The 24,027-nt window shown below is 43.8% G+C and carries 19 protein-coding genes; 9 read left to right on the plus strand and 10 right to left on the minus strand.

Annotated elements, in window-relative coordinates:
* Nucleotides 1-82: 82 nt before the first annotated feature.
* Together puuE and GQR89_RS11655 are read right to left on the minus strand one after the other, a co-directional pair.
* Nucleotides 83-988 carry an allantoinase PuuE gene (gene puuE / locus GQR89_RS11650; protein ID WP_158770208.1) on the minus strand — a complete coding sequence of 302 codons (906 nt, stop codon included), beginning with the start codon at nt 986-988 and terminating at the stop codon, nt 83-85.
* A 13-nt stretch (nt 989-1,001) separates the two neighbouring features.
* Entirely contained in the window at nt 1,002-1,646 is a 645-nt protein-coding gene (locus GQR89_RS11655; protein ID WP_158770209.1) for a TetR family transcriptional regulator C-terminal domain-containing protein, read from the minus strand.
* 321 nt (nt 1,647-1,967) lie between these two features.
* Here GQR89_RS11655 and xdhA point away from each other — a divergent pair, with 321 nt between their 5' ends.
* The 7 genes from xdhA (at nt 1,968) to GQR89_RS11690 (ending at nt 10,095) form a co-directional block, all read left to right on the plus strand.
* A complete protein-coding gene (xdhA, locus tag GQR89_RS11660; RefSeq protein ID WP_158770210.1) occupies nt 1,968-3,410 on the plus strand; it encodes a xanthine dehydrogenase small subunit in 1,443 nt (480 codons plus the stop codon).
* A 65-nt stretch (nt 3,411-3,475) separates the two neighbouring features.
* Nucleotides 3,476-5,827, plus strand: a complete 2,352-nt coding sequence (gene xdhB, locus GQR89_RS11665; protein ID WP_158770211.1) for a xanthine dehydrogenase molybdopterin binding subunit — start codon at nt 3,476-3,478, stop codon at nt 5,825-5,827.
* 1 nt (nt 5,828) lies between these two features.
* Complete coding sequence (xdhC, locus tag GQR89_RS11670) at nt 5,829-6,722, plus strand: xanthine dehydrogenase accessory protein XdhC (RefSeq protein ID WP_158770212.1); 894 nt, start codon at nt 5,829-5,831, stop codon at nt 6,720-6,722.
* On the plus strand, nt 6,719-7,228 hold the full coding sequence (uraD, locus tag GQR89_RS11675; protein ID WP_158770213.1) for a 2-oxo-4-hydroxy-4-carboxy-5-ureidoimidazoline decarboxylase: 510 nt from the start codon (nt 6,719-6,721) through the stop codon (nt 7,226-7,228). Before xdhC ends, uraD begins: the two co-directional genes overlap by 4 nt.
* Nucleotides 7,221-7,553, plus strand: coding sequence for a hydroxyisourate hydrolase (uraH, locus tag GQR89_RS11680; protein WP_158770214.1), 333 nt, complete (start codon nt 7,221-7,223; stop codon nt 7,551-7,553). The genes uraD and uraH overlap by 8 nt, the downstream gene beginning before the upstream one ends.
* Before the next feature lie 16 nt (nt 7,554-7,569).
* Nucleotides 7,570-8,868 carry a guanine deaminase gene (guaD, locus tag GQR89_RS11685; RefSeq protein WP_158770215.1) on the plus strand — a complete coding sequence of 433 codons (1,299 nt, stop codon included), beginning with the start codon at nt 7,570-7,572 and terminating at the stop codon, nt 8,866-8,868.
* A 21-nt stretch (nt 8,869-8,889) separates the two neighbouring features.
* Entirely contained in the window at nt 8,890-10,095 is a 1,206-nt protein-coding gene (locus GQR89_RS11690; protein WP_158770216.1) for a urate hydroxylase PuuD, read from the plus strand.
* Nucleotides 10,096-10,252: 157 nt separating this feature from the next.
* Here the strand turns inward: GQR89_RS11690 and GQR89_RS11695 are convergent, their stop codons facing one another.
* From GQR89_RS11695 to GQR89_RS11715, 5 genes are all read right to left on the minus strand, one after another.
* On the minus strand, nt 10,253-10,873 hold the full coding sequence (locus tag GQR89_RS11695; RefSeq protein WP_158770217.1) for an FMN-binding negative transcriptional regulator: 621 nt from the start codon (nt 10,871-10,873) through the stop codon (nt 10,253-10,255).
* A gap of 290 nt (nt 10,874-11,163) precedes the next feature.
* Nucleotides 11,164-11,541, minus strand: a complete 378-nt coding sequence (locus GQR89_RS11700) for a VOC family protein (RefSeq protein ID WP_158770218.1) — start codon at nt 11,539-11,541, stop codon at nt 11,164-11,166.
* Between the two features lie 214 nt (nt 11,542-11,755).
* Nucleotides 11,756-12,262, minus strand: coding sequence for a helix-turn-helix transcriptional regulator (locus GQR89_RS11705; protein ID WP_158770219.1), 507 nt, complete (start codon nt 12,260-12,262; stop codon nt 11,756-11,758).
* Between the two features lie 163 nt (nt 12,263-12,425).
* A complete protein-coding gene (locus GQR89_RS11710; protein WP_158770220.1) occupies nt 12,426-13,190 on the minus strand; it encodes an undecaprenyl-diphosphate phosphatase in 765 nt (254 codons plus the stop codon).
* A 455-nt stretch (nt 13,191-13,645) separates the two neighbouring features.
* Complete coding sequence (locus tag GQR89_RS11715; RefSeq protein WP_158770221.1) at nt 13,646-14,512, minus strand: phytanoyl-CoA dioxygenase family protein; 867 nt, start codon at nt 14,510-14,512, stop codon at nt 13,646-13,648.
* 570 nt (nt 14,513-15,082) lie between these two features.
* Here GQR89_RS11715 and GQR89_RS11720 point away from each other — a divergent pair.
* On the plus strand, nt 15,083-16,882 hold the full coding sequence (locus GQR89_RS11720; RefSeq protein ID WP_199271316.1) for a dipeptidase: 1,800 nt from the start codon (nt 15,083-15,085) through the stop codon (nt 16,880-16,882).
* Between the two features lie 456 nt (nt 16,883-17,338).
* Nucleotides 17,339-21,133: a bifunctional proline dehydrogenase/L-glutamate gamma-semialdehyde dehydrogenase PutA gene (putA, locus tag GQR89_RS11725; RefSeq protein ID WP_158770222.1), complete on the plus strand. Its 3,795-nt coding sequence runs from the start codon at nt 17,339-17,341 to the stop codon at nt 21,131-21,133.
* 506 nt (nt 21,134-21,639) lie between these two features.
* Here putA and GQR89_RS11730 read toward each other — a convergent pair.
* The 3 genes from GQR89_RS11730 to GQR89_RS11740 form a co-directional block, all read right to left on the minus strand.
* The gene (locus tag GQR89_RS11730; protein WP_158770223.1) at nt 21,640-21,888 is read right to left on the minus strand and encodes a DUF3297 family protein; all 249 of its coding nucleotides are present in this window, start codon (nt 21,886-21,888) and stop codon (nt 21,640-21,642) included.
* A gap of 205 nt (nt 21,889-22,093) precedes the next feature.
* The gene (locus tag GQR89_RS11735; RefSeq protein ID WP_158770224.1) at nt 22,094-23,392 is read right to left on the minus strand and encodes a DEAD/DEAH box helicase; all 1,299 of its coding nucleotides are present in this window, start codon (nt 23,390-23,392) and stop codon (nt 22,094-22,096) included.
* A gap of 85 nt (nt 23,393-23,477) precedes the next feature.
* Complete coding sequence (locus GQR89_RS11740) at nt 23,478-23,903, minus strand: energy transducer TonB (RefSeq protein ID WP_158770225.1); 426 nt, start codon at nt 23,901-23,903, stop codon at nt 23,478-23,480.
* Nucleotides 23,904-24,027 lie beyond the last annotated feature (124 nt).

The following is a 24,027-nucleotide window of genomic DNA, read 5'->3' on the forward strand; positions in this document are numbered from 1 at the left end:
TGCCCACTTTGAAGCATTTTTATCTTACTTCTTAGCAATTTCGCCAAGCAAATCTGCATATTTTCACTAAAGTTAACCAACCTTATTTGTACGGGAAATTATCCCGCCAATGTTCGGCAATTTCTTGACGGGTACATAACCAGACTCGGTCATGCTCTTGCACATACTCGATAAAGCGTTGCAAGGCAGCCATCCGTGCGGGCCTGCCAATAATGCGGCAATGTAAACCGATTGAAAGCATTTTAGGCGCGTAATCACCTTCAGCATATAAAACGTCAAAGGCATCTTTTAGATACTGGAAGAATTGGTCGCCGCAGTTAAACCCTTGCGCACTCGCAAAGCGCATGTCATTGGTATCTAGCGTATAAGGTACAATCAGCAAAGGTTTATCGTGATTTGTATCGTAATAAGGTAAATCATCTGCGTAGGAGTCCGCACAGTAAAGCAGATCGTCACGTTGTGAAATAAGCTTGAGTGTGTTTGGACTGGTACGCCCAGTATACCATCCCTTAGGTTTTGAACCGGTAATAGCCTGATGCAGTTGCATTGATGCGTCGATCATTTTACGTTCTTGGGCTTCAGGCATATTTTGATAATGGATCCAGCGCATGGCGTGGCTGGCAATCTCCCAATTAGCATCTTTCATAGCCGCAACAGCCTCTGGGTTGCGCTGCAACGCCATCGTTACACCAAAAACTGTGATGGGGACATTCAGATGTTCGAATAAACGATGAAGACGCCAAAATCCCGCGCGACTACCGTATTCATACATGGACTCCATGCTTAGATGACGATCGCGATATGCCTGTGCACCGATGATCTCCGACAAAAATACTTCGGACGCCTCATCGCCGTGTAACACACAGCTCTCTCCCCCTTCTTCATAATTGAGCACAAACTGCACCGCAATTTTGGCTTTGCCTGGCCAGTTTGGATTGGGCGGATTGTCGCCATAACCAATTAAATCTCGTGGATATGCGTGGTTCATTTCCTGTCTCTTGTTATTGAAATCTTGGTGGTACTGTTAGGCCGCAGCCTTGCAATATAAGTTTGACTAAACTCTTTGTGGCGTTTGAGAATTCGATTTGATCCATCGCACGACCTTTAAGTTCAGTAATTTGTGCAGAAAAATCTGCATAATGTTGGCTACTGGCCCAAATATTAAACAGTAGATAATGGGGATCAATTTCAGGTAACTTTCCCAATTCTATCCATTGGCGCAGTACTGATACGCGTGAATTCATCCAAGATGAATGTTGATCCTTGAAAAAGCTGCTCAAGTTTGGTGCACCATTGATAATTTCCAGTGCAAAAATTTTCGACGCGTCAGGGCGAAGACGAGATATTTCCATTTTATCAGCAATATACGTAGCCAGAACTTCAGCAGGATCGTCCTGAGCTTTCGCGTTATCAAAGCTGCTATTCCATAAACTTAAGATTTCCTGCAACAACGCCAGATACAGACCGTCTTTAGATTTAAAGTAGTATAGAACATTGGTTTTTGGCAGCTCTGCTCGATCCGCAATACGTTGCACCCGTGTACCCTTAAACCCATGAATTGCAAACTCTTTTTCCGCAGCTGCGAGTATATTTGTGCGATTTATTGCTCCGATACTGTCGTCTTTTTTTGATAATGAGTCACTCATTTAATCCGTTAGTTCCCTTTATAATTGGCTAATATATTTAGCCGGTCAATCCTCATTAACATTTAGTTAACATGTTACCTAAAAAATCTTACTTTGCCTATAGGCACGTTAATCATTAAAAATTAGCGACTTAGGCATTAATTGCGCATTGATGATTGTCATGCTCAGCATGACAAATACAACCACACTAAGCACTCATGATACCAAGAGTTATAAACTAAATAGCAAGAACCTGACCAGTTGGTCTGGTTTTTGTATTAAATCACGTTATTATATAAATAATTCACACACTATTAATGACTGAGTCACTCGGAGATAACTATGATCAGCTTTCTACTTAACGACAAAGCTGTGCACATTGACGCTACTCAAGCAGACACCACTTTGCTTAATTACCTTCGGGACGGTTGCGGCCTCAGCGGCACCAAAGAGGGTTGCGCATCAGGCGATTGCGGCGCATGTACCGTCGTCATTGCACAAGCAAATGATCATGGCTCCGCTCTTGAATACCGTGCCCTAAATAGTTGCGTTACTTTCTTATCCGCTGTCCATGGTAAACAACTATTAACCGTTGAGCATCTAGCTAACGGAGACACACTTCATCCCGTGCAAGCGGCCATGGTTGATGCTCATGGCTCACAGTGCGGCTTTTGTACGCCAGGTTTTGTTATGTCAATGTTCGCTTTGTATCAACAAGCCGAGATACCCAACAGAGAACAAATCAATATCGCTCTGGGCGGAAATTTATGCCGTTGTACCGGTTACCGCCCTATTATTGATGCCGCTGTGGCATCGTGCACGGGCAAAGTCGATGACAAATTCAGCGAGCGTCAAATGACTACTTTAACGCAATTGGCCCAATTAAATTCGTCCAGCGCTGGCCTTGATAACCTATTAATGCCAACGAATAGAGCAGAGTTAGCTCACGCCATTTCTAACCATCCTAATGCGCGTAAATTTGCTGGCAGCACAGATTTAGCATTAGAAGTCACCCAACAGTTCAAAACCCTGCCAGCGCTTATTAGCCTGACAAACGTTGCCGAACTGTGCGTTATGCAAGAAACAGACTCAGGACTAAACATTGGTGCAGCGGTGCCATTAAGCAAGATGGAAACGCTATTACTGTCATATTTTCCCGAACTACACGAGCTACTGGACCGTTTTGCATCGACCCCAATACGAAACCAAGCAACGCTTGGAGGCAATATAGCAAACGCCTCACCGATTGGTGACATGCCCCCTGCTCTATTAGCCTTAAATGCACTCGTGCGAGTAGATAATGGTTCAATACGCCGGGATATTCCCATCAGCGAATTTTTCACTGGTTATCGGCAAACACTATTGCATCCAGACGAATGGATCGAAGCTATTTTTATCCCTTACAAAAAGCCAAATAGCAAAATCAGTGCTTATAAAATTTCTAAACGCCAAGAAGACGATATATCGGCTGTATGCGCTGTTTTTAATCTAACACTTGATAACGAAAATATTATTCAGGATGTTAATAGTGGTTTTGGTGGCGTGGCTGCTACGCCTGCGTCAGCCACAGATTTACGCAGTGCAATAATCGGTAAAGACTGGTCACAAAGTGCCACATTTGAAGCTGGTAAAAGTGTTTTGAGCCAAGCTTTTAATCCCATCGACGATGTACGAGCAAGTGCAAGCTATCGTCAAACGATGATCGTTAATCTCTGGAAGCGTTTTTGGTTACAAAGCAACCAGCAAAACCACAAAATTGAAACTCGGGTGCATGCTTATGAATAACAGAATTCCTTTACGATTCATTAAAACGTGCATCGCTAATAAGGCATTAAAGCGAGGTTGCGATCATGCGTAAATTGATTGAACAGCCCTTTACCAGCAATCCTCAGGGTAAAGTAGGTAAATCACATCCTCACGAAAGTGCAATTCGTCAGGTTAGTGGTCAGGCACGTTACGTTGATGACATGCCACAGCCCGCTAACTTGCAATTTGCCGCTATTGGCACGAGTCCTGCGGCGTCAGGGGCCATCAAGTCGTTAGATCTTGCTGATGTATGGGCTAGCCTAGGGGTGACAGATGTGATTACCGTTGACGATGTGCCTGGGCATGTTGATATTGCCCCTGTGTTTGATGGTGACCCTATATTTGCGCAAAACAGCGTGTTATTTCACGGCCAAGCGGTGTTTGCTGTACTCGCCGACACTGTAGAACACGCGCGGCAAGCAGCCCTCAAAGCAAAAATAGAGATAACCCCTAGCGCGTCTTGCCTAAGCGTCGAAGCAGCCAAGCAACAAAGTAACTTTGTGCGCCCGCCACACTACATGCAACAAGGTGATTTTGCTGCAGCATATAAAGTCAGCGACTTCACCCTGCAAAATCATTTGAGTATTGGTGGTCAAGAACATATGTATCTTGAAGGTCAGGTTTCCATGGCCATCAGTGAAGAAGAAGATCGAGTGCTCGTTTATACCTCAAGCCAACATCCCAGCGAAGTACAAAAACTCATTGCTGAAGTCTTGAATTGTAAATTACATAAGGTTGTCGTCGACATGCGCAGAATGGGTGGCGGTTTTGGCGGTAAAGAAACCCAAGCCGCGCAATGGGCATGCATTGCAGCCTTACTCGCCAAGCGAAACCAGTGTGCAGTAAAACTACGCTTACCACGCATGCAAGACATGATTGCGACCGGCAAACGTCACCCGTTCGAGAACAGTTATAAGGTCGGTTTTGATAAAGAAGGACTGATTAATGCGGCTGATATCGATATAAATGGAAATTGCGGACATTCCCCTGATTTGTCAGACGCTATTGTTGACCGGGCCATGTTTCATTGCGACAACGGCTATTATCTAGAGAACGTTAATGTCGCTGGTCATCGCTGTCGCACCAATCAGGTTTCGCACACTGCTTACCGTGGTTTTGGTGGGCCCCAAGGCATGATAGTGGCAGAAGCCATGATGGATGCCATCGCACGTAGAGTAAACAAAGATCCGCTAACGGTACGTAAGCTAAATTTGTACGGTGAACATCAACGTAATGTCACGCCCTACGGTATGACTGTCGAACACAATTTATTGGCGGATATTATCAGCCGCTTAGAAGACTCCTCAGATTATTGGCCGCGTAGAAAATCGATTAACGAATTCAATAAAACCAACCCCATTATCAAAAAAGGCCTGGCGTTAACGCCCGTTAAATTCGGCATTTCGTTCACCGCTAAACATTTGAATCAAGCGGGTGCCCTGCTCCATGTGTACACAGACGGCAGCATGCAGATTAATCACGGCGGCACAGAAATGGGCCAAGGCCTGCATACCAAGATTGGTCAGATAGTAGCTAATGAATTTGGTATATCCTTACACGATGTAGAAGTAACATCTACCCGCACTGATAAAGTGCCCAACACCTCCCCTACTGCAGCATCTAGCGGTACTGACTTAAATGGTAAAGCCGCACAAAATGCCTGCATTACCATCAAGCAACGCTTGGCTGATTTTTATGCCGCTGAAATAAACAGGTCTGATTTGACCGCTGAACATGTCATTTTCGCTGACAATACGGTTATGTTAGGCGAACATAGCATCGGCTTTGTAGAGCTGATTCAAAACGCCTACATTGGCCGAGTATCACTTTCCTCAACAGGCTTTTATAAAACCCCGAAAATTCATTATGATCGCAGCACAGGAAACGGGCGTCCATTTTTCTACTTTGCATATGGTGCATCGGTTTCTGAAGTGGCTATTGACACCTTGACCGGCGAGTACAAGGTCGAACGTGTGGATATTCTTCACGATGTGGGCCGCAGTTTAAACCCTGCTATTGATGTTGGCCAAATTGAAGGCGGCTTTATTCAAGGTATGGGCTGGCTGACCACAGAAGATTTAAAATGGGACGAAAACGGTCGACTAATAAGTAATAACCCTGCCACTTATAAAATCCCAGCCATTGGTGATACACCAGAAATATTTAACGTTGATTTGTATCAGCGGGATAATGATGAAGACAGTATTTATCACTCAAAAGCGGTCGGCGAGCCGCCCTTTATGCTGGCGAATTCTGTCTGGTGCGCTCTAAAAGACGCCATATCGAGTCTCACGGATTATAAACAGGACCCACAACTTCCAGCGCCCGCCACACCTGAAGCAGTACTGAAGTGCATCGAGTCGCTTAGTAACACATCAAACAGCGAGCACAACTAATATGAACACCAATAAATGGTTTGACGCTCTGCATCAATGCCAAGAACAAGGTAAAGCCTATGTGTTGGTGACTGTGCTGGCATCTGCGGGTTCAACACCTCGCGGCAACGGAACCAAAATGGTTATTACCGGCGATGAGACGTTTGACACCATAGGTGGCGGTCATCTTGAGTTTGCAGCCACCGAACAGGCCCGTGCTTTGTTGGCGAACAATGAACACACCCAGCATATTGAGCATTACCCTCTATCAAGTAAGTTAGGCCAATGCTGTGGTGGCGCGGTAAATGTGTTATTCGAAGTCATGGTAGAGCAATGCCAAACCGTGCAAATATTCGGTGCCGGTCATGTTGCCCACGCCCTGATACCGCTACTTGTGCAACTGCCATTGCAAATACAATGGATTGATCAAAGAGAGCAGCTTTTTCCACAGGGTAAGGCGACGTTCGATTTCGCCAACCTAAAGATGATAGTTAGCGAAGAGCCAACTGAGCATATCGCATTAGCCCCTAGCAACAGTTGGGTGGTAATAATGACCCATAACCACCAATTAGATTACGCGCTTGTTGAAGCCGCCCTTAAGCGGCCTGAGCTACCTTACATCGGCATGATAGGCTCAAACACCAAAGCCAAGCGCTTTGCCACCCGCATCGCAGCACGTATGCCGGACACTATTGAGCCAAACCGCTTAGTCAGCCCAATTGGCATACTGGATATCCCTGGTAAACGCCCTATTGAGGTAGCCATATCTATCGCAGGACAGCTTATTCAACGCCTCAATAATGAACGTGTTCAAGGTCTGCACATAAACGCAGATCAGATAAATAAAAGTGAATCACAGCGCCAGAAACAAGCGAAAGCATGGCGCGCTTCAAAAGAGCTTAAAGACCTATTATGACCCTAGATGAACTGAATAACAGTACCGTTGAAGCAGCGGAAGAATTTTTCGCCCAAACCTGCGCAGCCAAACGTTGGGTCACTAAAATGCAAGAGCAGCGTCCTTATGCCAATAAGCCTAATGTACTTCAGCGAGCACAAGCCAATTGGCAAGACATGGGACGAGAGGACTTTTTACAAGCGTTCGATGCTCATCCGATGATCGGCGACATCAGTAGCCTACGTGAGAAGTATGCCAGCACTAAAGCCATGGCGAGCAACGAGCAAGATGGCGCCCGTCAAGCGGATGAAGTCACCTTACTGGCATTGCAAAAATTAAACCTGGCTTACAAAGAAAAACACGGTTTTATTTTTATCATATGCGCCAGTGGACTCGATGCGCACACCATGCTCAAGGAAATCGAGCAACGTATTGAGAACACGACGGCCACTGAGATCAGCAATGCCAGTGATGAACAAATTAAAATTACCATTTTACGTATACTAAAAGGCTTATCAGATGAATAAAGCACCGTCACTTTCCAGCCATGTTTTAGACACCACCTTAGGTAAACCAGCCTCAAATATGCAGCTTATATTAACCGCGCCTAATGGTGATATTGCCCACGCACAAACAGATGCTGATGGCCGCTGTAATCAATGGAGTGAAGTCGCTATTTCAGCTGGACACTATCACCTTAGGTTTATAACCGGTGAGTATTTATCTAGCCAGCATGGCAGCGCATTTTATCCCTTCGTGGATGTGCATTTTGAAATAACGCAAGACGGTGGTCACTACCATATTCCGCTGCTTATTTCTCCTTTTGGCTTTAGCAGTTACCGCGGTAGCTAATGGAATATTTTATTCAATGACAACACATTTATACCGTGCATCCATTTTGCACTTTGCACACAAAAGTAATCAGCCTGAAGATGATTATACCTATATCCAAGATGGTTCGCTGGTTACGCGTAACGGAAAAATCATTGCTGTAGGTGAAAGAAAAATCATCGAAAATCAATATCATGATGTTGAAATACATGATTTTTCTGGTCAACTCATTGTACCTGGCTTTATTGACAGTCATTTGCATTTCCCGCAGACAGAAATGCTCGCAAGTTTTGGTGAGCAATTACTGGATTGGCTAGAAAACTACACTTTCCCCACGGAAAGGAAATTTGCACAACCCGAGTATGCAGCGCACATTGCTGATATTTTCTTACGCCAACTTTACCGCCACGGTACCACCAGTGCCATGGTTTATTCTTCGGTACATCAGTGCGCAGCCGATGCGCTATTCACTGCAGCCCAAAAACACAATATGCTACTGATTGCCGGTAAAGTGTGCATGGACAGACATTGCCCAACTTGGTTACAAGACACCCCTGAAAAAGCACAAAAACACAGCGCTGAATTGATTGAACGCTGGCACGGTAAGGACAGATTGCATTACGCTATTACGCCCCGTTTTGCGCCAACCAGTAGTCCGGAACAATTGCACGCCTTAGGTGAATTAGCTCAGCAATATCCAGATGTTTATATCCAGACCCATTTGAATGAAAACCTGAATGAGATAGCCTGGGTAAATTCGCTGTTTCCTAAACACGATGGTTATCTCGATGTGTACGATAAATTCAATATGTTGCGCCCTAAAGCAGTTTTCGGGCATTGCATCCATATGCAAGAACATGAATGGCATCGAATGGCACAAAGTGGCGCAAGTATCGCTTTTTGCCCCACCTCAAATCTATTTTTAGGCAGTGGTTTATTCGACCTTAAAACGGCGGAAAAACATAATATACCAGTAGCATTAGCAACGGATGTTGGCGCAGGCACAAGTTTTAGTATGCTGCGCACCTTAGGTGAAGCCTATAAAGTAGGTCAATTGCGCGGCGATCAACTACAACCACTTCATGGCTTGTACCTGATGACTCAAGGTGCAGCAATTGCCCATGGTTTAGCGGACAGTATAGGCAACTTAAACCCCGGCACTGACGCGGACTTTGTCGTGCTTAATCCAAATTTTGACGAGTTGACGACCCTCAGGTTCGAGCAACATAACGACGTGCAAGATATTATTTTTGCTCTTAGTATGTTGGCAGATGACCGAGCCATCAGCGCTACATATATCGCCGGTGAGCCGGTTTACCAAACACCCACAGAATAATAATAAACAAGGAACTTCAGCATGGCATGGTTTGATTGGTCATCTTTATTTATACGTTGGTTTCACGTCATTGCTGGCGTGGCGTGGATTGGCGCATCGTTTTACTTTATCTGGTTGGACAATAACTTACGCACTCCGCCAAAATGGAAACAAGACAAAGGCATTAAAGGCGATTTGTGGGCGGTGCATGGTGGCGGGTTTTACGAAGTCGCTAAATACCAGCGCGGCCCAGAGAAAATACCCGAAACTCTGCATTGGTTTAAATGGGAAGCCTACACCACTTGGTTAAGTGGTTTTTTACTGCTCAGCTTAATTTATTATCATGGCGCGTCGATTTACTTGATTGATCCCACCGTTATGGATTTAACGCCTAAAGACGCTATTACTCGTGGCTTAGGACTTATTTTTGGTGGTCTGTTTATTTACGAAGGCGCCTGTCGCAGCGCTCTAAGTCGCTACCCTGCTCTGTTTGGTATTATGTTACTCGTGCTGCTTGGCGCAGTGAGTTACTTAGCCACCCATTGGTTTAGCGGTCGCGGTGCGTTTATGCATGTAGGCGCATTAATCGGCACCATTATGGCCGGTAATGTATTTTTCAAAATCATGCCCGCCCAGCGCCTAATGGTTGACGCTGTCACCAATAATACAGAAATTGATCCCGCTTGGGGCTTAGCGGCTAAATTACGCTCGGTACACAACAATTACTTAACACTGCCATTGCTGTTTATCATGATCAGCAACCATTACCCTATGACGTTTCAACACCCTCAAGCTTGGGCTGTATTAATGGCAATAGGAGTGGTTTCAGCGTGGATACGTCATTACTTTAACCTAAAACATGTGGGTATTTCACGTCCTTCTGTGCTTATTACTGGCGCTATCGGCATGCTGATCATTGCCGGTTGGGTATCTTATCCGCGCACAGCAAATGAATCGTCTGCCCCCGCAGTTACAATGCACACTGCTCCGGTGGCATTGACTGCAATTGAACAAAAAGCGTTTGACGTAGTTCAGACCCACTGCGCTAATTGCCATTCAGCCAAACCAACAGACAACCTGTTTGTTGTTGCTCCGTTAGGCTTAATATTTGATACATGGCAACAGGTTAGCGCTAAAGCGCCGCTTATATATCAGCGCGCAGTCGTGACTAAAGATATGCCATTGATGAACAAGACCGGTATGACAGAACAAGATCGTGATGCCATACGTACATGGATTGACCAATAAGGATACGACTTGGTACCAGTGCTTGAAATGAGCGCTTCACTTTAATTAATATCACGAATGACATATTAACCACTCGTGCACAGGGATTACTCATCTCTGTGCACTGATTACTGTGATTCGCAGACGTTTTCAAACGAACACAACGACCCTCAACTTTTTACCTGTCCCTTCCTGTGCCTAGTTGTTTACGCTGCATGTAATTCGCTAATTGGTTGTCGCTAAGGGCAGTACTTTTCTGTAATGCGTCAAAGACACCTCGCTGATCTGCAACGTTGCGCTGTTGCCCTAACTTGTCTTTGGCGTCAATGTGGCTAATAGCTATTTTAAAACCCACCACCGCTTGCCTGAGCTTGTCCTGATAAGCTTGTGGCATCAAAACTTCGTTGCTTAATAATTCAGGTTCATATTTTGCTACAAGACGATCCATAATTTGTACTGTATCGTCTTCGTTTAATAAGGATGCACGACCAGTGCAATGCACAGCCGAGTAGTTCCATGTAGGCACACCAGGACCTTTTTCATACCATGTTGGAGAAATATAGGCGTGGGGGCCACTAAAAATGACTAACGCCTTCTCTTGTGCGAGTTGCTTACACTGTGGGTTGGCCTTTGCGAGATGCCCATATAACACCCCTTTTTCGCCCTCATCAGGTGCAAAAATAAATGGAATGTGTGTCGCCTCCAACGGATCAGATACTAAAATGCCAAAGCTATGTTCATTAATAAACTGAGCAATATCCTCTCCGTCTTGCATATGCATATTGTTTGGAATAAACATGGGTAACGCCTATTAGTTTTATTGTTGTTACATTAAATACTGCGTTCACATAACGCTATTGATGACGCATAAAGGCTCAAAATATTCAATTAATGTGAAAGCCAAGTTGCACGACAATCACCCGTATTTATTGCCAAGAAATAATATGAGTGTACCAGTACAGTGCGACCTAAAAGATGACATTGATATGAACAAACTGGGCTGGTATATCAGATACAAAAAAGTGCTCAATTTTGAGCACTTTTTTGTAAATTTTGCGTTGGTAACTGTCTAGCAATTAAACGAGGTATTTATACTCGAATAAGAGTACAAATTTTATTCCCTGCAGGGTCACGTAAATACGCAAGGTGCATTTGATTCTCACCCGCCCCGCGCACACCAGGAGGATCTTCACAAGCTACCCCACCATTAGCCAAACCTGCAGCATGCCAAGCTTCCGCTTGTTCGACGCTTTCCACCTTAAAGCCTAGAGTCGAACCATTCCCATGACAAGCGGGCTCACCGTCGATAGGTTTAGTTAACGCGAATATGCCGCTTTTTTCGAAATAGAAACAACGCCCTTTATCATCCATAACACCTGGTTTGTAGCCCAAAACAGCCATTGTTGCATCATAAAACGCTTTTGATGCATCCATATCGTTAACACCTATCATTACGTGACTAAACATAATTAAACTCCTTGAAATAGCCTTCTGGCATATAAAATTAGGCCAACCTGACGAAACCAATTACTATTTAGCCTAATCAGTTGGCGTAAACAGTCCAGATAAATCAGAGCTAACCTGAATGTAATATTAGTTAACTCAACAAGTTATCAGCACTTTACAGCCGTAGCAATAAAATTAATTAATCAGTAAAGAGGTAACGAGTAATTCAATACTTCTAAGGAAAACGTTTTATAAGGCCGCCCTCTTTACTTATAAAATCATACATAAGGCCAGGGATTAACGATGGTAATCCTACCGCCAGAACCAAAATCAACAAGCTTATTTTGTCGAGCCTATCTTCTGATATTGCACTGCTGAAAACTGAGTCTCTGATTAGGTCTACCCAAACGGTGGAACTATGTCCCGTGACAAATAAGTAAAGCGCAATGCCAAGCACGGGACATAACACGGCTAAATGGATCATCTTAGCGGTCGAACTCATATTGTTGATAGAGAACCTATTTTCATTAGGTGAAGAGACGTCTTTGACCAATAACTCAGTAATAGAGCATTCATAAACTGACGCCAACGATTTAGCTGATTCTTGGGACGCCACGCCAGATTTTTCAATTCGTTGAATCGTCCGTAAGCTTAAGCCTGTTACCTCAGCTAGCTGCGTTTGGCTCCAGGCTCTAGTGTCTCGTTGAGTCTTTAACGTGTCTTTATTTAATTGCATATCCATTTTTCAATCCCTCTTCATATAAGTGCAATTAATATGAAGAAGTCTTGCCTTTTTTAATACGTCATTTATATGCCATTAGTACGACAGTAGCACGCCAATAGAGTGCTGACGGGGTATTACCCTTATAAATAACGGTTATCTAAATATTAACTAACGCGTGTTATTACATTAGCCACAACAAAATCACACCGAACACAATCCTATATATACCGAATGCAACGAATGTAAATCTGTCCAGAAAACGCATAAATAAGTTAATCGACAAATAAGCAACTATAAAGGAAGTCACAAAACCCACTAGCAAAATGCGTAAATTACCGTCACTAAATTCATTATAATGTTTTAAGGTATCAAACCCAGCTGCAGCAGCAAGTACAGGAAGCGCAAGCAAAAAGGAAAATTCCGCGCTGACTTTTCGATTCAACCCGACCAGTAAGCCTCCAACGATAGAAGCCCCAGCTCGACTTGTACCAGGTATAAGTGCAAACACTTGGGCAACGCCTATCCACATGGCTTGCTTATAGGAGATATTTTCTATCTCCATTGTTTGTTCAAAATGTTCTTTATAAAAATACTCAACAATCAAAAAGACAAGTCCGCCAACAATGAACATTGTGCCCACGACTGACACGGTAAAAAAGTCTTTAATCTGTTGATGAAATAGCAGTCCAATGCAGCCAATTGGAATAAATGCTAATAGTACTTTCACCCATAAATCGCGGTGTTTTAAGGTAAATTTATCTCTATAGTTGGCAACAACAGCAAGAATGGCAGAAAGTTGAATGATCACCTCAAACGCCTTGTTTGACTCGGTCTGCTCAACTCCCAACCAACTACTGGCCACTATCAGATGACCAGTTGAAGAAATAGGTAAAAACTCGGTAACACCCTCAATGATGCCTAAGATTATCGATTGTAAAAAATCCATACTTATTTTCTATAAACCTAATTAATACATGGCCTAGCAGCCGATTTACCGGTTCCCGTCCAACATATAGACGAGAACGATGATACACACATGGCTCGGACAGTCTTGAATTACAAGTACGTGATACTTCGCCGAAAACCAATTAATTAAGAACGTCATGCGTGATTATTATATTTTACACAGTTTACGAAAAAGCAATCCAAGGATTATGTTGCATGCTGTTTCAAATCTTAGGGTTAGTAACAAACCCAATTGAGTGGGCCTTGGGCACAGAACCTGCTTACTAGCGACTCATGCTAGCGATAATAGGTATCTGGCGAGTAAGCAAAAAATGACACTGACTGGTCACTAGCTCGTGCGCAAAAGGGGGCACTCTAATTGCGCATTCCACTTGAAAAAAACTTACTCGACGCACTGATCACCGGCGAGTTTCTGCCTTTAAAATACCATTAACATTATCTTTTGATGTCAGGTAATGTGCGCTTCGGATGCATACCATTAACCATACCCATAAAAGGGGGATGTATAGAATATCCAACCATACTTAGCAATTGTTCAGGAATTTTTTGCAGCGTTTCTTGGCTGAGCTCTAAAAAGAAATTTTCCTGTGGTCTAAGCCAAGGTTCACAGTACTGGCAGGTTGCAGCAAGACGACTATGTTGCGAATGATTAGCACCGCCACCGTGCCAAGTGGTACCCAAGAAAAAAACGACCGAGCCTGCGGGCATCACCAATGGAATGGTTCTGCTTCGATCGGTGATAATCTCTTGTCCAAGCATGTGACTTTCAGGAATGAAAACCGTTGCGCCATTTTCCTCGGTAAATTCATCTATAGACCAAATAGTCGCTGCACCGAATGGCTTGCGTGGGCGCGGTACAGGGTAAAAGCCATCATCGTAATGCAATGGCTGCGCTGCCTCACCTGGCAAAATATTTATCATTTGAGCTTGGCTGAGCAGGAAATTGGGTTGAAATAGTTTATCAAGTAGACCTGTGATCCTAGGATGAATAGCAAGAGAATCAATTACGCGTGTTTTTTCAAGCACACTATAAAGCCGCTGTGTTTTTAGCCCTTCAAAGTTATTTCGACCTGCACCACCTAATAACGGAACCGTTGCACTTCGAATAGCGTCTAATTCAAGCTTGCTAAGCAAGTTAGTAATTATGACGTAGCCATTTTTCTGTAATGCGTCGAAATCGTCGGCTATTTGTGTTTTAAGGTCGTCTGAAACGCTGCTCTTGTCAGATAGAAACGCTTTGTATTTATTAGCAAGGTCATGCTGAAGATCGACAATCGACTCAATATTATTAGTTTTAGTCATACTGAAATATTCCGGTGACGTTACATATTTAAGTGTTATCAAAAAGTAGCATGACACCAGAAATTAAAATAGGCTGTTTAGAATATGTCGTAATGATGTTGATTATCTGCGTTTTGGAGGTTGAGTAATACCCTATCGACTGAATCAAAAATGTAAAACGATACAAGCTTAGTGCAGATTTGAAAATACAGACCATATCGTTGTTATGACTAATAAAAAGCTCCCATACAGACCCCCCCCAGAAAGACCAAAGCCTACAATAGTCAATTCTATCTCGCTTTTGATGCTTACCCTCTTGTTAAAGACAACTAAGTACGCAGTCGACGGCTCTAAGCCTTACTTGTTTATTTCGTCTCACGTACCCGATATTTATTTGTCACCAAAATCGTTAAATCATTGGCGCACCCACTCTGGGTGCCCATGACTTTATGGCTTTTTCTGCATGAATGAATATATAGCGAGTACGTTACCTAATATGTCTATTTTATAAGTGACGTTTTGGATTCGCCCTCAAGCACGATATAATAACCATCTGAATTTTATAAAAATAATAAAAGGGAGAATCTGCTTTTGAATACTTTGTTAAAGCTCGCGTTGTTGCTGACAATGAGTTTCGTGAATATCGTTTATGCTGGGATGCCAGTTGAGAATTTATCGGCTGAGCAGTCGAGTCGCATAGTCCAAAACGTGAAAATACAACCTACAGACACGTTTGATAATTTTTTAGAGCAGTTACTCTCGTCTTCTGTTCTAACTGGCCAAAGCATTACCCAACTGAGTACTGCCCAACAAAGTACTGTCGAAAAAAATGTCCTGTCGCTGACAGTTAAAAAGTATCGCGCGAAAGAAACCCTGACAGCATCCGAATTGCATATGATGCAGCGCTTATTAGGCCTATATTCACGACTGAAATACGGTCAAGATGCCATCAACACCTTGGCAAAATTAGTGGCAATCCCCACTTTTAACGTCGCAGGTTTGGCGCAACATAACAATCCACAATTTAAAAAAATGGCCAGCGTGTTAGCTAAAATGGCGCAAGATTTCAATTTGGAATTTCGTAATATCGACAATCGCGTTTACGAAGTCTCTCTTAAAGGTAGCTCAAAAGAATTGGTGGGTATTCATGCCCATGCCGACGTAGTGCCGGTTACGCCTTCATTATGGGTACTAGAAGATGGAACAAAACTTGACCCCTTCCATCTAACCCGTATTGGTGATCGTATGTATGGCCGAGGCACTGAAGATGACAAAAACGGCATAGTAGTTACCATGTACGCAATGAAAGTCATTCAGGAAGAAAACATTCCGTTACTACGTAATATTCATTTATTGATTGATACCACCGAAGAAACCTCATCTCAGGCCATACCTTATTATTTTGCCCGGAATCCTACGCCTAAATATAATCTGGCCCTAGACGGTAATTATCCAGTGGTGATAGCGGAAAAAGGCTCAGGTGGCGTTATGGCTAACTTTCCAGTACGCCCAGGACAAACTAATGCCAGCGCGAGTGCTGAAATTGTGACAATCACCGGTGGCTTAGCCATGAATCAAATTCCTTCAGCCAGTGTTGCCACGATTACCAGCTCCAATCATAAATCACTAATGTTAAAACTTAATCAATTTTCTGCCAACTTTGTGGCCGCCAATGGGGGCGACTTTTCTATTGAAGCCGTGTCTGATTCACAATTTGTAACCCTTACGGTTAAAGGCGTATCAGCCCATTCATCGGATCCTGAGTCTGGTGTTAACCCTGTCTCAAGAATGTTTGCGTTTATTGAATTTGTACAGCACCAAGAAGCTGTTTTTAAGTTTAATCATATAACTGACGCGGCCAATTATATAATGGCCAACTGGGGACTGAGTTCTTTTGGCGACACTCTGAACATTGATTATGCTCATGATTTCATGGGACCACTGACTACCGCAGTAACGTTTATTGCCCTTGATGATAAAAATTTACAAGTGGGTGTCAACTTGCGTTTGCCTGTGGGGCGAGATGTAAATACGTTAAAACAAGACATTTCTAGCAAACTACATGCTTGGCAAAAAGACAGTGCTATAAACGTGGCGTTTAAAATTGGTATGCGTGAACCCATGTATCGTAACCCGAAAGGCCAATGGGTGAATGCGTTAGTCGACGTCGCCACCGAAAACTTGTCGATGCCCCGCGAGTTTGGCTCGTCTAGTGGCGGCACATCGGTGCATAATTTACCCAATGGGGTACAATTTGGCCTTGCCATGCCCCACGAAAAATACACCGGACATAACGCCAATGAATATAAACGCGTTGAGCAATTTTTACTTGATATGCAAATTATCACCGAAATGATTGCCCGTGTGGGGCAATTGCCCAGTTTAGAGTAAGTCTAATCGCGAGTTACTTACGCGCTAGCCGCTGCCTGCTTTTGGTACAGGCTCCTTAGTCGAGCAATTAAATTCAAAACTAACAAAAGCGACCCAAGAAGAACGGGTCGTTTTTGCTTGTAACGACTAAAATACGCGCAGGTACCAGTAAATCATATTTATGTCATTAAAAGCCTACTAACAAGCGATAATCAAGCCTAATACCCATTACCTTTTGCTCTAGGGGCATCTCTATCCTTATTCTGCCTTGCTCATGATATAACTCGCCATTGCCTCTTTAAAATAGTTGTAAACCCTGAGCGACAATTAGGGTATCTCTGTTTATTTATTTTTAGGAGCAATACTGGCCACAAACATTGTCGCCAGTAGTTGCGGTCTATATACTCCGCAGATATTGTGGGGGCTTGAAAAAGAGCACACCTTGCGTTTTATTTTCCAGCCTAATTGGAGTTCTATATGTTGTTTGACGGTAACTTAGTCACTGAATCAGCCATTCGTCAAAAAATTCGTGATTTTTATCGAATTGATGAAAACCTTGCCGTTGAACATATTCTGCCTGACGCAGAAGTGAATATGCGTGCCCGCAGCCGAGCTTGGGAACGAGCGCGTAAAATGGTGCTGCAAATTCGAAATGATCAGGAAGGTACCGGCGTAGTTGAAGCGCTACTTAACGAGTACTCTCTATCTTCTGCCGAGGGCGTAGTATTAATGTGTTTGGCCGAAGCGTTGTTACGAGTGCCAGACAAAGGTACTCAAGACAAATTGATCAGCGATAAATTATCCAAAGGTCAGTGGAGTTCACACTTAGGCAACAGCGACTCATTATTTGTAAATGCCTCATCTTGGGGTTTGCTATTAACCGGTGGTTTGGTTAATTATGCCAATCAACAAAACAAATTTGGTTTCCTGAAAAAAACTTTGGGAAAGGTTGGCGAGCCGGTTATCCGTAAAGCCATGAACATCGCGATGAAAGTGATGGGCCAACAGTTTGTTATGGGCGAAACCATCGAAGATGCAGTGCAGCGCGCTGAAGAAAAAGAGCGCAAAGGTTATGTGTACTCGTATGACATGCTTGGTGAAGGTGCGAGAACCCAAAAAGATGCGGACGATTATTATACTGCTTATGCACAAGCGATTGAAGTAATAGGCAAAGCGGCGAAAGGGAAAGGTCCGAGAAAGAGCCCAGGGATCTCAGTGAAGTTATCAGCCATCCACCCGCGCTATGAATTTACCCATAGAGAAAGGGTTATGGCGGAAATCCCCCCCAAACTAAAACAATTATGTTTATTAGCCAAACAATACGATATTGGCTTAACCGTTGATGCTGAAGAATCAGAACGGCTAGATATTTCTTTAGACGTGATTGAACAGGTATTCAGTGACCCTGACTTGGCAGGCTGGAGTGGCTTTGGTTTAGCTGTACAGTCTTATCAAAAACGTGCGTTATATGTTATCGACTGGTTGCGAGAACTGACCGAAAAAGTTGGGCGCAAAATGATGGTCAGACTGGTCAAAGGCGCATACTGGGATACTGAAATAAAGAATGCGCAAAAAGATGGATTAGAACACTTTCCAGTTTTTACCCGTAAGTCATCTACCGATGTGTCTTATCATGCTTGTGCCAACCGTTTACTGGATTTCCGCGACACGATTTACCCACAATTTGCCACCCATAATGCCTATACTGCCGCCGTCATAATAGAATTGGCTGGTGATGATAAAGAAGGGTTTGAATTTCAGTGCCTGCACGGTATGGGTGATAGCCTTTATGATCAAATAGTCACTGTAGAAAATATTCAATGCCGTATTTACGCTCCAGTTGGTGAACACGAAGACTTATTGGCTTATCTTGTACGCCGCCTGCTTGAAAACGGTGCTAACTCTTCTTTTGTTAATGCTATCGTCGACGAATCCAGACCTGTTGAATCATTACTCGAAGATCCTGTTGAGAAAACCCAACGATTGAAATTTAAATATAACGACCAGATCCAGAAACCCATCGCGTTGTTTGGCGAAGAAAGAGACAACTCCAAAGGTATCGATGTCACCGATATTAATCAAATCACGCCGCTTAAAGCCGCCGTGGATCGCTGGCTTGACGACCACCTATTGACTGAAGATCAAGTACCTGAAGGTTGCCATGCAGTGCGCAATCCTGCCAATGTAGATGAAATTATTGGCTTTCACCAATTCGATACTCAGCACGAAATGGCCGCTAAGTTAACCACTGCGCACGAAACCTTTGCGACTTGGTCGCAAACCCCCATGAAGGAACGCGCGGACTTGCTGCGACGTATCGCTGACATTCTTGAACGTAATATCGATGAGCTGATTGCTCTGTGTATTAAAGAAGCTGGAAAAGTTACATCTGATGGAGTAGATGAAGTCCGCGAAGCGGTAGATTTTTGTCGCTATTACGCTGCTCGCGCGGAAAAACTTGCAGAAGACGACAGACTCGCACCTCGTGGTGTAGTGCTGTGTATCAGTCCGTGGAACTTCCCATTGGCCATATTTTTAGGTCAAGTAGCAGCGGCACTGGTAACCGGCAACACCGTCATTGCCAAACCCGCTGAGCAAACAAGCTTAATTGCTTTGCGTGCTCTGCAATTAATGGAGTATGTAGGTTTACCCGCAGGTGTGGTTCAGGCTGTTATCGCACAAGGCCCTGATGTAGGTGAAGTCTTATTACCTGATGAACGTATCAAAGCAGTTATGTTTACCGGTTCAACCGTTACCGGCAATATTATCGCTAACGCATTGGCCCAAAGAGGCGGTGAGCAAGTCCCTCTAATAGCCGAGACAGGCGGACAAAACTGCATGATTGTGGATTCAACCGCCCTGCCCGAGCAAGTGGTCGATGACGTTATCGCTTCTGGCTTTCAAAGCGCTGGCCAGCGTTGTTCAGCCTTGCGTGTATTGTTTTTACAGGAAGAAATCGCCGATACCGTGACCGAAATGTTGATTGGTGCACTACAGGAAATGAGCGTGGGTGATCCAGCCTATTTGGCTACTGATATTGGCCCCGTTATTGATCAAAAAGCGTTGGCCAACTTGCAAGCGCACGCTGCCGATATGCAAAAAAATGGTACCTTATTATATGAGTGTAAAGTTCCTGCTAACAAGGGTACCTTCTTTGCGCCCAAGCTTTATGAAATAGCAGATATCTCAGTCCTCAAGCGTGAAGTGTTCGGCCCCTGTGTGCATATTGTACGCTTTAAGGCAGATGATTTAGAAAACACAGTTGAAAAAATTAATGCCACAGGCTTTGGTTTAACCATGGGGATTCATACGCGAATTGATATGCGCGCTATGGAGTTGGTAAAACTCTCCCGAGCCGGTAACGTTTATGTAAACCGTAATATGATTGGCGCTATAGTCGGCGTTCAACCTTTTGGTGGACGCGGTCTATCAGGCACTGGCCCTAAAGCAGGCGGGCCTAACTACTTGCCACGCCTAATGCTAGAAAAGTCGACCCCAAGGCCGGTAAGTGAATTGTTGCCTAATACAGATTCAGCACTGCAAAGTGATGAAAAAGCAACGCAACAAGCTGCTCAGTTTATGAAAAATGCCCACGCTACCGAACATGAATGGCGACTGACAGATCTAAATACCCGTATCTCTTCGGTTCGTCAATTGCTCGCAAAGTTAGCTAAGGTAGGCATAGTTGAAGAATTGGCTGAAGATTTAAACTCCACGTTAGCCGCGGCTCGCTCTCAGTTGATCAGTATCGAAAAACGTTTGAAAAAGCCCAAAGTATTACCTGGGCCAACGGGCGAATCTAATGTGCTGTACCTTGAACCCAGAGGGATCCTGGTTTGTTTTGCTGATAAAGACGTAACGTTTGAGTATTGGACTCTGTCTATTGTGACCGCACTAGCAACAGGGAACGTCGTCATTGCCGTAGTGTCTGAATTGTTTTACGACGAAGCTATTGAATTTCGCGAACAGTTTATTGCTACCGGTGCGCCTGAAGGCGTGTTCCAAGTGGCTAAGCTGCATCACTTGCAAGCATTGTTGGCGGAAGATGCACTTACAGGTGTGGTAATAGACAGTAACAGTGATCGTTCTAGTTATATGGTCAAAATGCTCGCCAAACGTACAGGGGCAATATTGCCTGTTATTACCGCCGAGTATAATGATCACCTGATCCAACGTTTGCTAACCGAAAAAACCGTCAGTATCGATACTACCGCATCTGGCGGTAATACCTCACTTATGACGTTGGTTGAAGAAGAAGAAGACGACGAGTAAGGTCACAGCCATAAAAAAGCGCGCTTTAGCATGTTAATAAACCCCGGCTTTTAGTCGGGGTTTTCTTTATATGGGCAAAAAGTATTTATTGAGTGGGAGTAGTTGAAAATCCAACGCCCTAAAAATTGAATTGCTGATGCAAATGATATCCAATCAGAAGCACACTTAGACCAACCACCTGAATATAAAACGACAATTTGGCTTGCTTCCAATAACGTGCGAGAAAAAGTAAACACATTGGATTAATAAACAAACACGCTAAGCCCCAAAAAATGCTTGTTGCAAACGCCTCGATTAACAGCAGCACCATACCGGCAATTAATATAAGCAGCCCTATTAAGGTTATAATCATGGTCGTCATATTAAAACTTTATCGCTGGTTGGAATATTAAAGATTTAACAGTGTTTACCCCAATTGCGTTAAGCATTAGTGAAAACGTAGTGTAAAATGCAATTTATGAGGCATGTAAGTCGGTAATTAAAGCAGGCCAAAATCCAGCACAATCTTAACTATAAAACGCTTCAACCGTTCCTTTAAGGGTAATTAACAGAGGTTGTCCCCGGCGGTCCAACGCTTTTGGAGAAGGTATTTTAACCCAACCTTCACTGATGCAATATTCTTCGACATTAGTGTGCTCTTTGCCGTTCAACCGAATACCTATGTTATGCTCAAAAATTTCTTCCACATGAAATTTGCTGCGGGGATTACCCGAAAGGCGATCCGGTAACTCGGGTAGCGCTTTAGTGTCGTTCATCTTAATGACCTGATTAAATAAAAAGAGCGCTATTGTAGACAATACACGCCTAGCGCTCAAGAACTCCAGTAGAGTTTTGTGTCGTTGTTAGCAGATTTGCGGATCTCGCTTGACTAACCATTATACTAAGTCGTCGTTTTATCAGAGCCCCGCGCTACGGCCCCTAACTCACGGGCGCATAACGCGAATATAAGCATAATAGGTTCTACTTACGCCGTTTATGATTAGAAGCATTACTCGCGCGTTTTGCTCGCCCTTGAGGCTTTTCTCGAGAATTAGGCTGAGGGTCAGCTTCAAAATTACCGTATTCGTCATCATCGAGCATGTTGACTAGTTTTTTGTTATTGGCCACTTTAGTAATAGGCGCTTTGTGTGTAGGTGCAAAAGCAGGAATGATCTCACGTTCAAACTTGCGGCCGATAAGGCGTTCAATAGACTGTAATTGCTTGGCTTCATCTTCGCTAAACAATGAAATGGCCAAACCCGAGTTGCCAGCACGGCCTGTACGACCAATTCTATGCACGTAGTCTTCTGGCACATAAGGAAAGTCAAAGTTAACAACGCAAGGTAATTGATTAACATCAATCCCCCTAGATGCGATGTCAGTGGCAACCAATATCTTAACACGCCCGTTTTTAAAGCCATCTAATGCATGAGTGCGAGCGTGTTGTGTTCTGTTAGCATGAATGGATGCTGCACTAATACCAGCCTTCTCTAGCTGCATGACTAAACTATCGGCCCCCTGCTTGGTTCGACTAAATACTAAAGCTTGACGCCAATTCTGTGTCTTAATCAGGTGGATCAATAAGTCATTTTTACGCGCTTTGTCGACCGAATATATTTTCTGTTTAACCGTATCGATAGTACTGTTTGGCACCGCTACTTCAATCATAAGCGGGTTATTTAACATGCCTCTGGCAAGTGACTTGATGTCTTTTGAAAATGTCGCTGAAAACAATAAACTTTGACGTTTAGCTGGTAACAACGTTTGGATGTGATGAATATCGTTGACAAAGCCCAAATCTAACATGCGGTCAGCTTCGTCTAAAACCAGTATTTCTAACTGAGCAAAGTTAATTGCTTGCTGATTATAGAGATCAATTAAACGACCAGGTGTAGCAACCAGAACATCCAGACCATCTTCTAGTTGGGATATCTGAGGCTCAATCCTTACACCTCCGAACACGGCCCCGGAACGAATATTTACCAGACGGCTATAATTTTCAACGCTCTTAGCCACCTGAGCAGCAAGTTCACGGGTCGGCGTAATAATTAACGCTCGCACACTTTGTGGTTTTGCGCTTAAACCACCAGACAATAATTGCAGTACAGGTAGCGTAAAACCAGCGGTTTTGCCGGTACCAGTTTGCGCCACAGCCACAACATCACGCTGACTCAACACAGCTGGGATCGCTTCAATCTGTATCGGTGATGCCACGGTGTAGCCTTGCTCTGCAACCACTTTTAATAGCTCATCGCACAAGCCTAAGGCGCTAAAAGACATAGATGGATATTCCTTAGGTTATTGATATTCTTTTTACATACAGTTAACAGATGTGGGCCAACAATGATCGGCACGTAAACGCATATTAGATTTTACACGCGTCATATGCCGCTTTGGCATTCTGCGAGTTTCTAACCACGAAGTCATGCTGGATAGTGGTTAAAATAGGCTGACGCTCAGTATTCGTTTTTGTAGGCACCCACAGCCATTTTCTTATCGCAATAGCAGCCTGTTCATCAAACACCCCTTCGGGGAACGCTTTGATAATTGTAGGCTCCACTGCCCTGCCGTTCACATCGATAAGCAATGAAAACTCAACGCAGCCAGAAATTTTATCATTTTTCGCTTGTTGCGGGTACACGGGTGCGACCTTTCGATAAGTAATCCAATAATCATCTACCGCTTCTTTATGTGCGGTTAAATTCAGCGGCGTCAAGGTACTCTGTTTAGGGACAGCCGCACAACCACCCACCAGAACCCCCCAGACAACAACTAACAATAATTTATTCATAAACGCCCCATGTAGCTTAAGCAACTAGATTACCAGAAAAACTAAGCGGTTAAGCATGAAATACATTTACCCGTTTTGCTATCGCCCATAGAAAATAAAGGAGTAAGGTATTAGGCACAATAAA

Source organism: Paraglaciecola sp. L1A13, from assembly GCF_009796745.1.
GTDB lineage: Bacteria > Pseudomonadota > Gammaproteobacteria > Enterobacterales > Alteromonadaceae > Paraglaciecola.

Coding starts and splice junctions, on each gene's coding strand:
- puuE (WP_158770208.1), bottom strand. CDS start 988: ATGAACCACGCATATCCACGAGATTTAATTGGTTATGGCGACAATCCG.
- GQR89_RS11655 (WP_158770209.1), bottom strand. CDS start 1,646: ATGAGTGACTCATTATCAAAAAAAGACGACAGTATCGGAGCAATAAAT.
- xdhA (WP_158770210.1), top strand. CDS start 1,968: ATGATCAGCTTTCTACTTAACGACAAAGCTGTGCACATTGACGCTACT.
- xdhB (WP_158770211.1), top strand. CDS start 3,476: ATGCGTAAATTGATTGAACAGCCCTTTACCAGCAATCCTCAGGGTAAA.
- xdhC (WP_158770212.1), top strand. CDS start 5,829: ATGAACACCAATAAATGGTTTGACGCTCTGCATCAATGCCAAGAACAA.
- uraD (WP_158770213.1), top strand. CDS start 6,719: ATGACCCTAGATGAACTGAATAACAGTACCGTTGAAGCAGCGGAAGAA.
- uraH (WP_158770214.1), top strand. CDS start 7,221: ATGAATAAAGCACCGTCACTTTCCAGCCATGTTTTAGACACCACCTTA.
- guaD (WP_158770215.1), top strand. CDS start 7,570: ATGACAACACATTTATACCGTGCATCCATTTTGCACTTTGCACACAAA.
- GQR89_RS11690 (WP_158770216.1), top strand. CDS start 8,890: ATGGCATGGTTTGATTGGTCATCTTTATTTATACGTTGGTTTCACGTC.
- GQR89_RS11695 (WP_158770217.1), bottom strand. CDS start 10,873: ATGTTTATTCCAAACAATATGCATATGCAAGACGGAGAGGATATTGCT.
- GQR89_RS11700 (WP_158770218.1), bottom strand. CDS start 11,541: ATGTTTAGTCACGTAATGATAGGTGTTAACGATATGGATGCATCAAAA.
- GQR89_RS11705 (WP_158770219.1), bottom strand. CDS start 12,262: ATGGATATGCAATTAAATAAAGACACGTTAAAGACTCAACGAGACACT.
- GQR89_RS11710 (WP_158770220.1), bottom strand. CDS start 13,190: ATGGATTTTTTACAATCGATAATCTTAGGCATCATTGAGGGTGTTACC.
- GQR89_RS11715 (WP_158770221.1), bottom strand. CDS start 14,512: ATGACTAAAACTAATAATATTGAGTCGATTGTCGATCTTCAGCATGAC.
- putA (WP_158770222.1), top strand. CDS start 17,339: ATGTTGTTTGACGGTAACTTAGTCACTGAATCAGCCATTCGTCAAAAA.
- GQR89_RS11730 (WP_158770223.1), bottom strand. CDS start 21,888: ATGAACGACACTAAAGCGCTACCCGAGTTACCGGATCGCCTTTCGGGT.
- GQR89_RS11735 (WP_158770224.1), bottom strand. CDS start 23,392: ATGTCTTTTAGCGCCTTAGGCTTGTGCGATGAGCTATTAAAAGTGGTT.
- GQR89_RS11740 (WP_158770225.1), bottom strand. CDS start 23,903: ATGAATAAATTATTGTTAGTTGTTGTCTGGGGGGTTCTGGTGGGTGGT.